This window comes from Flavobacterium sp. WG21 (assembly GCF_000335775.1).
Classification (GTDB): domain Bacteria; phylum Bacteroidota; class Bacteroidia; order Flavobacteriales; family Flavobacteriaceae; genus Flavobacterium; species Flavobacterium tructae.
This window is the reverse complement of the sequence record NZ_AMYW01000010.1, coordinates 14,139-28,508: the sequence shown is the minus strand read 5'-3', so window position 1 is coordinate 28,508 and position 14,370 is coordinate 14,139. Positions and strand designations below refer to the sequence as shown.

The following is a 14,370-nucleotide window of genomic DNA, read 5'->3' as shown; positions in this document are numbered from 1 at the left end:
TTCAAGTTGCTTTCCTTTGCGAACTTTGTGTTTTGTTAAACCTTTTAAATGTGATCTTTGTGTTCTTTGTGGTTAAACGGTTCCAATTTTCAAATCCAGCATATAACATGAAACTTGAAACTTGAAACAAATTAATTTAAACTTACCAGCTTATCCACACTCCAGGCTTCGGGTTTGGCGTTGAAAAGTTTTTTGGTGAAACTCCAAACCGTATTAAAGAGTTCAGATTGTCTGTAATTTTCTAAATCTTCTTCAGTTTCCCAGTAGCTGTAAGTGAAAAATATGCATTTATTATTTTTATCCTGATACAACTCTAAAAAACGATTTCCATTCGCTTCTCGTATTTTATTTTTCACACTTTCGAAATTCTCCAGAAAATCAGGGATTTTCTCTTCATGAAAACTCATTTTTACTATTCGAACAAACATATTGCAATTTTATATTTCTGATTTTAGATTTTAGATTACTGCTATCTCAAATGCTAAAGGTGCGCAAAAATACCAAAATTGATTGTTCTTTTGATGAAAAAAAATAAATTCGAAATTTTACGTATTTTAAGTTTGAAATTCCAGATCTGAAATCCAAAAAAATATTATAAAAACTTAATCGTAATAACATCTCTGTAATTTAATCCTAAAAGGCTATTCGCTGAACCCACTTTAGACGGATTGCTTCTGAAAATGGCGATTTCAAGGAATCCGGCTTCGTTAAAAATAGCCAGTTTCTCTCCTTCGTAAGTTTTTATAGGGTATTTATCCGAACTAGCAATGGCAGAGTAATTGGGTAAAATGGTTTTGATACTTTTGGGTTTCATTACAATTTCATAAGCCCGACCTTTTGCAACTTCTGTAAACTGCCTTTTCGAAATATTGGTTACTACGTTACCGAAATGGTCAATGTAAATTACGTATCCTTTTATAGAGTTGTTGTCGCCGGCAACTACGGGCTGTAACTCTGTAATTTGCTTGATTTCTTTGATTTCTTTGCCAATAACATTAAGTAAGCCGCCTTTAGAAATGTGACAGGCCACCTTAATGAAAATATCCAAATCGCTAAATTCGCTGGGAAAGCGGTCGTGTATATTGATGGCAACAATTTTTTGCGGAACAATTTTCTGCGTAAGCATACTCAAAATACCATTATCAGCACAAATAAAGTAATGATCGTTCCATTGCATGGCAATATGCTGATTTTCTTTATTGCGTTCGATATCTACTCCAATTAAGTGAACGGTTCCTTTTGGGAAACTCAAATACGACGCGCCAATAACGTAACTTGCTTCGGCTGTGTTAAATGGGTCAATATCATGCGAAATGTCAACAAGTGTAACTTCCGGATATTCCGATAGTATTTTACCCTTTAGTGAACCAACAAAGTGGTCCTTTAAGCCGTAATCGGTAGTGAGGGTAATTATTGACATAATTTTGTTTATAACTATTGGTAGTATTTAAATCTAATTTTCATTAAATTTGAGAAATGCAAAGCTAGTAATAGTAATTGCAAAAATGAAGAAATGAAAAGACAAATTGCAATTATTGGCCAGAGTTTTCAGTCTCGGTCACACCAGCCGAAAACTCCCGCCGAAACTGCGACGAAAAAAAGACCCGACAACTACTGATTTATAAAAACTGATTTATTTTTAATTTAAAACTATCTCATTTGAACGAAAGAATTATTGAGCTCATAGACATCGCTCCAAAAGACTTTTGGGGTGCTCAGGATACGCATCTTGAAATCATTAAAAAGTATTACCCAAAGCTTAAAATAGTAGCGAGAGGGACCACTTTGAAGGCATTTGGCGAGAAAGAAGTTTTAGATGAATTCGAAAAAAGATTCCAGAGGCTTATGCTTCATTTTACCCGATACAATAACATTGATGATAATGTAATCGAACGGGTAATTATGAGCGATGGACAAGATGAAAAAAAAGCATACGATCATGACAAAATATTAGTTCATGGTGTTGGCGGTAAAATCATTAAAGCCATGACGCCTAACCAGCAGTTACTCGTAGATACCATCAAAAAAAATGATATGGTATTTGCTGTTGGACCTGCCGGAACCGGAAAAACGTACACGGGTGTTGCAATGGCGGTAAAAGCACTTAAAGACAAAGAAGTAAAAAGGATCATATTGACGCGACCGGCAGTAGAAGCAGGTGAAAACCTGGGATTTTTACCTGGCGATATGAAAGAAAAACTCGATCCTTATATGCAGCCTCTTTATGATGCGTTGCGCGACATGCTTCCCAACGAAAAACTCGAAGATTACATTTTGAAAGGAATTATTCAGATTGCACCATTAGCCTTTATGCGTGGGCGTACACTTGATAATGCTTTTGTAATTCTGGATGAGGCACAGAACACGACACATTCGCAAATGAAAATGTTCCTGACCCGTATGGGGAAAAATGCCAAATTTATGATTACAGGTGATCCCGGACAGGTCGATTTGCCGCGCAGAACTATTTCCGGTCTGAAGGAAGCGCTTTTGGTACTGAAAGACATTGAAGGTATCGGAATTATTTATCTCGATGATAAAGATATCGTACGTCACCGATTAGTCAAAAAAGTAATTGACGCTTACAAGCAGATCGAAAATCACGACTAAGTTTAATTATAGTGAAATGTTAAATGTAAATCGTAAAATGTGTTTTAACATTTATTAATATTCGTTTTATACCTAGTAATCTTTAATAAGAGAGGTGTAAAACGAATATTTTTTTAATTTAAGGTATGCAGATTTTAAATTAAATAGGGAATGAAAGAAGTTGATAATTTTTACGAAAAACTTGAAGAACCCGGGAAAGGAGTCTTTTTGGCCTTAAAAGAGATTATCTTAAGACAGGACAAAGAGGTTACTCATGTTTTAAAATACGGGATGCCTTTCTTCTGTTATAAAGGGAAAATGTTCTGTTATTTATGGACGCATAAAAAATACAAAAAGCCATATATCGGAATTGTAGAAGGAAAACACTTTGATGAGCCTTTTTTACTTCAGGAAGCCCGATCCAGAATGAAAATTATGCTTTTTGATCCTGAAGAAGATTTACCTGTAGAAAGAATTGAACAAATTATAGGACAAGCTCTCCATTTATACAAAAACGGAATTATTAAAGTTTGAATATTTAAAATGGAATAGTTAACGTAATAGTTAAATATATAATAAACTTGCTGTTTTTGAAGCTTTCGAAGTCCGTAATTTTTGCTCTTCTGCAAGCAAAGCCGTAATTTTGTCATTCATAAATACTTGAATTTTAATATGACGAAGCTTAAAAATATAAAAGTTGTAGTAACCGATTTAGACGGAACCTTACTCAACCCTCAACACAGAATATCAGATTATACCAAATCCATTTTTCAGGAACTTCACCATCAAAATTATCTTATTATCGTAGCAACAGGCCGTCATCATTTAGATGCGATGGCTATTATTGAAACACTTGAAATTCCCGTTTATCTGGTGAGTTCAAACGGAGCAAGGATTCATTCTCCTGAAAGAGAAGAACTTTTTGCGTTCGATTTAAAAAGTGATGTAGTAAAAGCGGCTTTAGATGTCGAGATTGATCCTGAAATTACAGTAGTTTTGTTCAAAGAAAACGTTTGGCAGACGAATAGAATTAATGAGCGATTAAATGCTTTTCAGGCCGAATTAAAATACCGCCCTGAATTGGTAGATTATAAAACGCTGGAAGATTTTGCAGCCATTAAAATTTTCTTCTCGCATGAGAATCATGAAAAACTGGTAGCCCTAAAAGAGACGATTTTGGCAAATTCATCCAGTGATTTACACCATGCATTTAGCTTGCCAACCTGTTTGGAATTCATGGACAAATCGGTTGATAAAGCTGTATCAATTCAGCGTGTTTTAGAAAAAGAAGGCTTTTCTTTAGAAGAGGCAGTCTCTTTTGGTGATGGTTTTAACGATGTACAAATGTTATCTGCAACCGGAAAAGGTTTAATTATGGGTAATGCTCCGGTCTTACTAAAAGAAACTTTGCCTGATCTGGAGGTAATTAAAACCAATGCAGAGGACGGTGTTGCCAATTACATTGCTTCTAAGATTTTGAATAAAGAATTCGTAATGGATTAAAAATAAGAATTTGCTGTATTGCTTTTAAGTTTTAAACAGTTTTACAATCAAAGAATCTGAAAGTCTTCAAAATATGTTTTTGAAGGCTTTTTTTTATCTCTTTGAACGATTGGCTGCTTGAAGTTGTAAAAACATTTTTTTAGTAAGTTTCAAAGTGTATTTTTGTTTTATCAAAAAACTATACCATGACAAAAAACATCTTTATTCTTGCCTTTTTTATGCTATCCATTTCAGGCAATAGCCAAACTCTGAAATTAGAAGAAATAATGAAAGGGGAAGGTTTTACTGGAAATCAACCGACTTACGGACGCTGGTCTTTAGACGGTAAAAAAGTATATTTCGAATGGAATCCAACCAATGATTTGGGTGCAAATACCTATTCCTGGCAAAAAGGAGCGGCAAAGCCAACTTTGGTAGAGCCAAAAGAAGCTGCCTTTTCTAAGCTGGATTTTAAAAGAAAACCAACTTCAGACGTAGTGTATTACAGCGACAAAGGAGGTTTGTACTCGTATTCCATCAGTACAAAAACAGTTAAGAAAATTATTCAGCAAAGCACTCCGGTATCCAATGTTGAACTTGGGGCGACTTCAGGGATTGTTTTCTTTGAACAGAATGATAACATTTTCAAGTACAATGCAAAAGAAGGAACCGTTTTACAGTTAACAAACTTTAAAAAAGGAGTAAAAAAGGAGAAAACGCCTGATAAAGAGTCTTTTTTAAAGACACAGCAAAAAGAACTGTTTCAGTTTGTGAGAGATGCTGCGGCTAAAAAACAATGGAATCTTGCCAAAAGCAAAGCCGTTAAATCTGATTTTGCAAAAGAATATTTTTATGGAAAAGACAACTTTTACAATTTAAAAGCAGATCCAAACGGAAATTTTGCCACTTTTAGTTTGGCTGAAGAATCAGACAATAAAAAAGAAAAGATGGAGGTTTTTATAACAGATGACGGTTATAACCAAACTCCTGATACAAAACAAAAAGTGTCGATAGCCAATCTGGTAAAGACTAAATTGGGAATTTATTCTGTGGCCAAAGACACGGTTTATTACGTTAATTTTTCGACTTTAAGCCATATTCAGGACAATCCGAAGTATTATGAAACGTACGATAACTTAAAAAATAAAGCTAAGGAAGATCGTTTCATTACAGCTCAGGCTCCTGTGTATAACGAGAATGGTTCTGCAGCAATTGTAGAGATCAGAAGTCAGGACAACAAAGACAGATGGCTGGTGAATCTGAATCTTGAGAACGGGACATTTAAAGAAATCGAACATCAGCATGACGATGCGTGGATCGCGGGTCCTGGAATTCCATCCTATTCATTTGATTCCGGAGTTTTAGGTTTTTTAGCAGACAATGAAACTATTTATTTCCAATCTGAGGCGACTGGTTATTCACATTTGTACACATACAACCTAAAATCAGGGAAAAAGACTCAATTGACTACAGGAAATTGGGAAGTTCGTGATGTAGCCTTGTCTAACGATAAAAAAACATTTTATTTAACAACCAATACAACGCATCCTGGGAATAGAAATTTCTATAAACTGCCTGCAGCAGGTGGTGCTTTAGAACCTGTTTTAACCAAAGACGGAGCGCATGAAGTAGTAGTTTCTCCGGACGAGAAATCACTTTTAGTACGTTATTCGTATAAAAATATTCCTTGGGATTTTTATATTGCTGACAATAAAAAGAATGCGAGTTTACAGCAAATATCATCTTCAGTTTCTGCAAGTTTTAAAGAATACAAGTGGAGAGAACCGGAAGTAATCACTTTCAAAGCTCAGGATGGAACTCCTGTAAACGCCAGATTATACACTCCAAAAACGGAAAATGCCAACAAAGCGGCAATCATTTTTGTTCACGGAGCAGGTTATTTACAAAATGCGCACAATTACTGGAGTAATTATCACAGAGAATATATGTTCCATAATTTATTGACTGATTTAGGGTATACTGTTTTGGACATAGATTATAGAGGAAGTGATGGTTACGGTCGTGATTTCAGAACCGGAATTTACCGTTTTATGGGAGGAAAAGATTTGTCTGATCATTTAGATGGAAAAAAATATTTGGTTGAAAAATACGGTATTGACGCCAACAGAGTGGGTATTTATGGAGGATCTTACGGTGGTTTTATTACTTTAATGGGAATGCTGACTGCTCCGGGTGAATTTGCCTCGGGAGCTGCCTTACGTTCTGTTACGGATTGGGCACATTACAATCACGGATATACCGGAAACATTTTAAATTTTCCTGAAACAGATCCGGAAGCCTTCAAAAAAAGTTCACCTATTTATTATGCCGATAATCTAAAAGGAAATTTAGTGATGTTACACGGAATGGTAGACGATAATGTTGAATACAAAGACATTGTTCGTTTGTCTCAACGTTTTATAGAACTTCAGAAAAAGAATTGGAGTCTGGCATCATTTCCTGTGGAGGCTCACGGATTTAAAGAGACTTATTCCTGGATTGACGAATACAGCAGGATTTTAAACTTGTTTAATGCTACTTTATTGAAAAAATAAAATATACGCTAGCAGCTGTAAAGTCCCCATTTATGTATCATGAAAGGGGACTTTGCATTTTAAAGCAGAATTGAAACGAATTATAGGATTAAAAGAGAATAGTAACTTCTAATAAAGATAAAGTGATTGATAAAGTAGAAATTAGTGATTACAAAGCTTTGATGTATGTTTGGGAATCTTCAGTGAAAGCTACACATGATTTTTTAAAGAATGAAGATTTTGAATTTTATAAAACAATAATCCCTGGTTTTTTTGACCATGTAACACTACATTGTATAAAGAATAGTACAAAGGAGATTGTTGGATTTATGGGCACGAATGATGAAAATCTGGAAATGCTGTTTGTTTCGGCAAATGAAATAGGAAAAGGTATTGGAAAAGAACTTTTACTGTATGCCATTCAAAATTTAAATGTAACAAAAGTTGATGTTAATAAAGATAATATACAAGCTTTGGAATTCTATCAGCATTTTGGTTTTGAAGTAAAATCGATGTCTGATGTGGACGGTTGCGGAAAACCATATCCGATTTTACATATGGAATTAACAAATGCGGAAAGGAATAACAGTAGCAGTTTACAAACCGGTAACTGCGACTGAGACCGTGACTAAAAAAAAGAATCTGAATAGGTTCTTTTTTTCTTTTAATTAGTTTTAAATTTGCATTCATAAAAAACAACACAACACTAGACAATGAGCAATACAATCACAACTACAAACTTCAGTTTCCCAAATCAGAAATCGGTTTATCGCGGAAAAGTAAGAGAGGTTTACAACATCAATGACGATCTTTTAGTAATGGTAGCAACCGACAGACTTTCGGCTTTTGATGTGGTTTTGCCAAAGGGAATTCCGTATAAAGGACAAATTTTGAATCAGATTGCTACAAAGTTCATGGAGTTAACTCAGGATATTGTACCAAACTGGCTGATTGCAACTCCGGATCCAAATGTAGCTGTGGGACATTTATGTGAGCCTTTTAAAGTAGAAATGGTGATTCGCGGTTATGTTTCAGGACACGCTGCACGTGAATATGCAGCCGGTAAAAGACAAATTTGCGGAGTTACAATGGCTGAAGGGTTAAAAGAGAACGATAAATTTCCGGAGCCTATTATTACGCCTACTACAAAAGCAGATAACGGTTCTCATGATGAAGATATTTCACGCGAAGACATTTTGGCAAAAGGAATTGTTTCTGAAGAAGATTATCTTGTTTTAGAAAAATACACCCGTGCTTTGTTTCAAAGAGGGACTGAAATTGCGGCAAGCCGTGGTTTAATTTTGGTAGATACTAAATATGAGTTTGGGAAAACAAAAGATGGTGTAATCGTTTTAATTGACGAAATTCATACACCGGATTCTTCCCGTTACTTTTATGCGGATGGATATCAGGAAAGACAGGAAAAAGGAGAGGAGCAAAAACAATTGTCTAAAGAGTTTGTACGCCGCTGGTTGATCGAAAACGGTTTTCAGGGGCAGGAAGGACAGCAAATTCCGGATATGAGTGACGAATATATTCAATCTGTTTCTGAAAGATACATCGAATTGTATGAAAATATTCTGGGAGAAAAGTTCGTAAAAGCAGATATTGATAATATTGATCAACGTATCAATAAAAATGTATTAGAGTACCTTTCAGGAAAATAATAATTTTTATACCTACCATATTACTAAACCCGACAGATTTTAAAAATCTGTCGGGTTTGTTATATAAAAAAGATTCTATAAATTTTATTCTTCCATTCTGGCTTTTAAATTTTCCAGACCTTTCTGCAGGTCATTGCCAATCATTTGGTCCATTTTCATCATTGGCAGCATAATATTCATTGGATAAGGAATAACACCGCTGATTCCCCATTTTACTTTAGTTTGATTTCCCGGTGCAGTCTCCGTTGACATAAAACCTACAGCTGTATCGTCCATTGGTTTTTTGAAACGTAAAGCAAAGTCAATGCGTTTTCCTTCTGTAATTTTTGTGATTTCCTGTTCTCCTTCACCAACTTCTTTTACTGTGCTTTCCCAGGCAGATACTGATCCAACATCTCCATCGGTTCCTGTATAAGTAGATTTCATTTTGGGATCGAGATTGGCCCAAACACTAAATTCATTTTGATTTTTTAAAGATCTGACATATTTGAAGACGCTGTCAACAGGTTTGTTAATGGTGATTTCTCTTTCTATGGCATAAGTTTTAGGCATAAAATTAGCTGCAATCAGTACGATAGCAACGATCAGGATTAAAACAATTAGAATTCTTTTTAAGATCTTCATAGTTTGTGGTTTTAGGTTGTTAGTTTTTTCTTTTCTGTAATTAAAAGTGTAACACCTTTGTTTGCAGAGTTTTTTGTTTCGTAAAGTTAAAAAAGTTACGGTTCGTATTTAATGCCATGAAAAAAAATAATAAGATTTTTTATATTTTTTTACTGTAAACTGTAACAAATCGAATCTTCAGGCGTCTATTAAGAAAGCTGACAATTAACATTCAAATTACTTTTTACAGCTTATATTAATTGAATGTTAAGAATTAGTTAAAACATGGTACTTTGTTATACATAATACATGAAAATAAATTACCTTTACAAAGAATTTAAAAATCATCATCAATCAATCAATCAATTAAAAAATCAATCATTATGAAAAATTCAATCGTTTATTTAGGAGTAGCTTTAGTAGCATTTGCAAATGTTTCAATGGCATCAAATCACACAACAGTTGTGAAACCACAATTAGAGATCGTAAATAGTTTTTCAACACCATTAAATGTGGCAGTTAGTAAAGGAGATTTAGATTTCGTTAAAAAATTATTAGAATATGGAGCTGACGTAAACGAGATGTCAGAAGGTTTATCACCTTTAATGATCGCTGCACGTTATAACAAAGTGGATATTTTGAAAGTATTATTAGCAAAAGGAGCTGATGCTTCTGCTAGAAATGAGAAAGGTTTTACCGCTTTGAAATATGCAGAATTATCGAATGCGACAGATGCAATAGCCATTTTAAAAGGTTTAAAATAACAGTTTAGAAGTTTAAATCTAGTTTTGAGTTAGTATATGAAACGACCTTCCTTGAGCAGAAGGTCGTTTTTCATTTTATAGGGGTGATGTCTTGTTTTTATTATTATTCCACAAAGCCACACAAAGCGCACACAGAGTATCGCAGAGATTTAAAATGATCTTAATGAAAGGAGGAGCATTTCTTTTCCTGAAATGATATAAAAAAAGCACCATTAAAAATAATGATGCTTTTTTACGAAAAAAACTTAATCAAATTAATTTAACCAATTAATCTATCTTCAATATTTTTATTCAATTGGAACATGTTTTTTGCGGTTGAATACCCAGAAGATTATAGGAAATACCAAAAGGGTTAGAATCGTTGCTGTAATTAAACCTCCAATGATTACAATGGCCAACGGTTTTTGTGATTCAGAACCAATTCCGGTAGAAATGGCGGCTGGCATTAAACCTATCGAAGCCATCAACGCGGTCATCACAACAGCTCTTGTACGGGCTTTTACTCCCATAAAAATAGATTCTTCGAGTGAGAATTTCGCTTTTAAATTATGATGGAATTCAGAGATCAGAATTACACCGTTTTGAATACAAATTCCCAGTAATGCGATAAAACCAACACCAGCAGAGATTCCAAAATTCATTCGGGTAAGATGCAGGGCAATGATTCCGCCAATAATGGCGAACGGAACATTAGCCAGAACCAAAAGCGAATCTTTAATATTTCCAAACAGAATGAATAAGAGCACAAATATCCCAATTAAACTGATCGGTACCACTTGCGCCAATCGGGCACTGGCACGAACCTGATTTTCAAATTCTCCTGTCCAGCCAACAGTATAGCCTGTTGGAAGTTTCAATTTAGCTACTTTTGCCTGTGCTTCGGCAATGGTACTTCCCAGATCTCGATCACGAACTGAGAATTTTACCCCAATAAAACGCTTGGTATTATCTCGATAAATAAAAGCAGGACCTGTGATAGTCTTTAAATCGGATATTTCTTTTAATGGAATCTTAATTCCGCTAATCGTTGGAACCTTAAGCTCGGCGATATCATTCTCGTCTTTACGATACTCTTTTGAAAAACGTACTCTTACATCAAATTTTTTATCGTCTTCATATTTTTGAGTAGCTGTTTTTCCTCCAAATGCTAATTCTAAAACGGCCTGTGCATCACTCAGCGTTACACCGTAAGCAGCCATTTTATCTCGGTCCAGAACAACACTAATTTCAGGTTGCCCAACATTTCGAAGGATTCCGGCATCTTTAATACCCGGGATGTTTTTAATCTGTGCCAAGACTTCATTTGATAGTTCATCCAATTTGTCAAGATCATCTCCATAAATTTTTACGGCATTCGAGGCTTTAAAACCGGCAACAGATTCGGCTACGTTATCAATTACGGGCTGTGAGTAGTTATACGTAATTCCCTGATGAACTTTTAATTTATCGTCCATTTCGTTAATTAGTTCGTCCATTGTTATTTTTCGCGTCCATTCTGATTTTGGCTTTAAATCCACCTGAAGCTGTATAAAGCCGAAACCATTCGGATCTGTTCCGTCGTTACTTCTTCCGGTTTGCGACAAAACATTTTTAACTTCGGGAAAACTTTCCAAATCTTTTCGAATCATCGCTGCTGTTTTAACACTCTCAGGCAATGATGTACTCATCGGTAATTCAGCTGTTACCCATAAGGCACCTTCATTTAACTGAGGCAAAAATTCGGTTCCTAAAAAGGTAGCCGAGAAGAAAACCGTTACTAAAAGCGCTATAGATCCTACAAGTGCTTTTACCTTGTGTTTGAAAGTCCAAGCAAAACCTTTACTTACTATTCGATCCCAGAAATTAACAAACGGATTGTTTTTTTCCTTCACATTCTTATTCAATAAAATATGTGATAAAACAGGTACCAATGTTAGCGTAAATAGTAAGGCCCCCATTAAAGCAAAACCAAGGGTATACGCCAAAGGTGAAAACATTTTTCCTTCTACTTTCTGGAAAGAGAATATAGGAAGCAGGGCTGTGATAATAATTAACTTAGAAAAGAATATGGCTTTACCCATTTCTGCTCCGGTTTTTTTAATCAGACTTCCTTTTGCTATTTTATTGTAGGCGGTCATTCCCAGTTGATGTGCCCGATGATCTAAGACTACAAATAATCCTTCGACCATTACTACAGCACCATCAATAATAATTCCGAAATCGACCGCACCTAAACTCAATAGGTTAGCGCTCATTCCCATCATTTTAAGACATAAGAAGGCAAATAATAAGGAAAGCGGAATAACAATCGAAACGGTGAAAGTGGTCCTCCAGTCGGCCATGAAAAGGAATACTACGCAGGTAACGAGAATGATTCCTTCAAATAAGTTGTGCATAACGGTTTCCGTCGTGAAGTTCATTAAATTATCACGATCGTAAAAGGTTACTAGTTTAATGTCTTTTGGAAGCACATTATCGTTCAGATCTTGTATTTTGGCCTTAATTAAAGCTAAAGTTTCCTGTGGATTTTCGCCTTTTCGCATTACGATGATACCTTCAACAACATCATCGTTCTTCGCTAAACCGGTTTGTCCGACTCTTGGCATTGCACTTTCATAAACAGTGGCTAAATTCTTGACTAAAATTGGATTTCCTTTAGCATCGTCAACAATAATATTTTCAAGATCCTGGATCGATTTTAAAAGACCAACTCCACGAACAACAAAGGCCTGACCATTTTTTTCGATGATGTCACCACCAACATTCAGGTTTCCTCCATTTACAGCATTATAAACCTGAAGTGGTGTAATGTTGTATTTGGCTAATTTTATCGGATCAACTCCAACTTCATAGGTTTTAGTTTGCCCTCCAAAAACGTTTAGATCGGCAACACCGGGAACAGAACGAAGTTGTTTGTCTATTACCCAGTTTTGATAGGTTAACAATTCTCTACTGTCTCTACTGTCACTTTTTACAATATATCTGAAAATCTCACCCGTTGGTCCATAAGGCGGCTGAACATCCGGTTCTACATCGTCGGGAAGAGATACATTTTTTAGTAAGTTATTGACCTGAAGACGTGCAAAAGTATCATCGACTCCATCGTCAAAAATAATTTTGATCACTGACAGACCAAACATTGTAATACTGCGAACGCTGGTTTTCTTTTGCACCGAGTTCATTGAGATCTCGATAGGTGAGGTTACAAAACGTTCGACTTCCTCGGCACTTTTCCCATTCCATTGAGTAATGATAATAATTTGGGTATTGGTTACGTCCGGAAAAGCATCGATTGGCATATTCTTGAAAGAAATGAATCCTGCTACGGCCAATAATCCCACCCAGAAGAAGGTAAAGGCCTTATTTTTAAGGGAGAAAGCTATAATGTTTCTTATGAATTTGTTCATTTTAAAAAGTATTTTTAAGGATGAATTTTTATTTATGATGCTTTTTTCTGAAGCATTTTATATGATATATTTCCGCTTAGAATTCTGTATGAAACCGCAAGGCAAAAAATTGTACCGGACCTCTGTCTTTATTATAGGCAGGATTGACGGCAAACTGATAATCCGGGGAAAGCGTAATATGAGTATTGGGTACTAAGAACGAATAGAAAACTTCTGCAATTTGTTCTATACCGTAGTTTAAAGTACCGTCACCAATCATGAAACCATCTCCGCCAAGTTTTTGATATTGTTTATGCGAATTGGATAATCCGTTAGCCACTATGGCAATACCGGCAAAATCCTTATCTCGGTTCCACATCTTTCCGTTCAAATGCATTCCTAACTGTGCAGATTGGTCAATTTCGGTAAAGGCCCAGGTTTCATTTTTACCGTCATTATAGCTCATTCGGGCAAACAATCCCCAAGTATCTCCGTGCGTATAATCCATGTTTAAACCAATGCCATATTTGGTGCGCCCATCTTGTCTGGTACTTTTTATGTCAGGCATTGTTATAAAATTTGAATTGGCTTCGTGGTAATTCCCCATTCCGGCAACATTTCGAAAACCCAATAGTTTTAAGGTTGCCGTATCATTATTTTCAAAGACGAGCTGTTTTTCAATTTCAACGTTTATTGCGTTGGAATTTTTAAAACTGAATTCAACATTCGGTCCGTTGGCATAAGTAGGTAAAGCACTTATAGAAGCTCTTACCTGCCAGGAATCAAACTGATAATTAGCATACAATCCATCTGTATATCCTCGAGTATTTGCGGCATAATCCCAAGCTCCATGTGTCATTAATGCCCAATTTAAGAACTGTGTTCTGGGATCGTGTGAATAGGAGTTATTGTCAAAATAGTCAGCTAGCCCAAATTTTCCGAAAACCAGTTGTAATGATTGGTTGTTTTTAAACTGGAACTTTTGTTCTAAAAGCATTCTTGCTACATAAACAACGGGTTTGGTATCTCCAATTCTAAAGGTTTCCCCGTTAGGAAAGCCTCCCAATCCTCTTGCCTGAGACAAACCTTGACCTCCTGACATTTCAGGGTTAAAGGTCAAGGTAGCTCCTTTCCATAGCGGAACATCAAGGTATAAGGTTGATGTTAAGGATAAAGCGCCTTCTTCTTTAGGAGACATACTATTGGTACCTGAATAATTAGCATGAAAAGCCGGATGGTATTGGTATATAGATGTCATTTGAAAACCCAGACTATATTTTCGAATCGAATCTGTTTCCTGTGAAAAAGATAGTGTTGAAATAAATAGTGTGGCAAAACTCAATATTTTTACAGATTTCTCCATGTA

Annotated in this window: 12 protein-coding genes; 7 read left to right on the top strand and 5 right to left on the bottom strand. The window is 35.5% G+C overall.

The window, feature by feature from the left end; all coding sequences use genetic code 11:
- Nucleotides 1-131: 131 nt before the first annotated feature.
- On the bottom strand, nucleotides 132-428 hold the full coding sequence (locus tag C245_RS0109695) for a putative quinol monooxygenase (protein ID WP_026109974.1): 297 nt from the start codon (nucleotides 426-428) through the stop codon (nucleotides 132-134).
- Nucleotides 429-592: 164 nt separating this feature from the next.
- Complete coding sequence (locus tag C245_RS0109685; RefSeq protein WP_017496395.1) at nucleotides 593-1,420, bottom strand: S-adenosyl-l-methionine hydroxide adenosyltransferase family protein; 828 nt, start codon at nucleotides 1,418-1,420, stop codon at nucleotides 593-595.
- 239 nt (nucleotides 1,421-1,659) lie between these two features.
- On the opposite strand from C245_RS0109685, the gene C245_RS0109680 reads away from it, so the two are divergent.
- From C245_RS0109680 to C245_RS0109650, 6 genes are all read left to right on the top strand, one after another.
- A complete protein-coding gene (locus tag C245_RS0109680; RefSeq protein ID WP_017496394.1) occupies nucleotides 1,660-2,610 on the top strand; it encodes a PhoH family protein in 951 nt (316 codons plus the stop codon).
- Nucleotides 2,611-2,760: 150 nt separating this feature from the next.
- Nucleotides 2,761-3,123, top strand: a complete 363-nt coding sequence (locus C245_RS0109675; RefSeq protein WP_017496393.1) for a DUF1801 domain-containing protein — start codon at nucleotides 2,761-2,763, stop codon at nucleotides 3,121-3,123.
- A gap of 138 nt (nucleotides 3,124-3,261) precedes the next feature.
- On the top strand, nucleotides 3,262-4,092 hold the full coding sequence (locus C245_RS0109665) for a Cof-type HAD-IIB family hydrolase (protein ID WP_017496391.1): 831 nt from the start codon (nucleotides 3,262-3,264) through the stop codon (nucleotides 4,090-4,092).
- A 185-nt stretch (nucleotides 4,093-4,277) separates the two neighbouring features.
- Nucleotides 4,278-6,626: a prolyl oligopeptidase family serine peptidase gene (locus tag C245_RS0109660; RefSeq protein ID WP_017496390.1), complete on the top strand. Its 2,349-nt coding sequence runs from the start codon at nucleotides 4,278-4,280 to the stop codon at nucleotides 6,624-6,626.
- 122 nt (nucleotides 6,627-6,748) lie between these two features.
- Complete coding sequence (locus tag C245_RS0109655) at nucleotides 6,749-7,225, top strand: GNAT family N-acetyltransferase (protein WP_017496389.1); 477 nt, start codon at nucleotides 6,749-6,751, stop codon at nucleotides 7,223-7,225.
- Between the two features lie 93 nt (nucleotides 7,226-7,318).
- Complete coding sequence (locus C245_RS0109650; RefSeq protein WP_017496388.1) at nucleotides 7,319-8,272, top strand: phosphoribosylaminoimidazolesuccinocarboxamide synthase; 954 nt, start codon at nucleotides 7,319-7,321, stop codon at nucleotides 8,270-8,272.
- Nucleotides 8,273-8,356: 84 nt separating this feature from the next.
- On the opposite strand, the gene C245_RS0109645 is transcribed toward C245_RS0109650, so the two are convergent.
- On the bottom strand, nucleotides 8,357-8,896 hold the full coding sequence (locus tag C245_RS0109645) for an SRPBCC family protein (RefSeq protein WP_017496387.1): 540 nt from the start codon (nucleotides 8,894-8,896) through the stop codon (nucleotides 8,357-8,359).
- Between the two features lie 362 nt (nucleotides 8,897-9,258).
- On the opposite strand from C245_RS0109645, the gene C245_RS0109640 reads away from it, so the two are divergent.
- Nucleotides 9,259-9,639 (top strand): ankyrin repeat domain-containing protein, encoded by a 381-nt coding sequence (locus C245_RS0109640; RefSeq protein WP_017496386.1) that lies wholly within the window; start codon nucleotides 9,259-9,261, stop codon nucleotides 9,637-9,639.
- Between the two features lie 287 nt (nucleotides 9,640-9,926).
- Here C245_RS0109640 and C245_RS0109635 read toward each other — a convergent pair whose 3' ends face one another.
- Together C245_RS0109635 and C245_RS0109630 are read right to left on the bottom strand one after the other, a co-directional pair.
- Nucleotides 9,927-13,025, bottom strand: coding sequence for an efflux RND transporter permease subunit (locus C245_RS0109635; RefSeq protein ID WP_017496385.1), 3,099 nt, complete (start codon nucleotides 13,023-13,025; stop codon nucleotides 9,927-9,929).
- A 76-nt stretch (nucleotides 13,026-13,101) separates the two neighbouring features.
- The gene (locus C245_RS0109630) at nucleotides 13,102-14,367 is read right to left on the bottom strand and encodes a carbohydrate porin (RefSeq protein WP_017496384.1); all 1,266 of its coding nucleotides are present in this window, start codon (nucleotides 14,365-14,367) and stop codon (nucleotides 13,102-13,104) included.
- Between the last annotated feature and the right edge of the window lie 3 nt (nucleotides 14,368-14,370).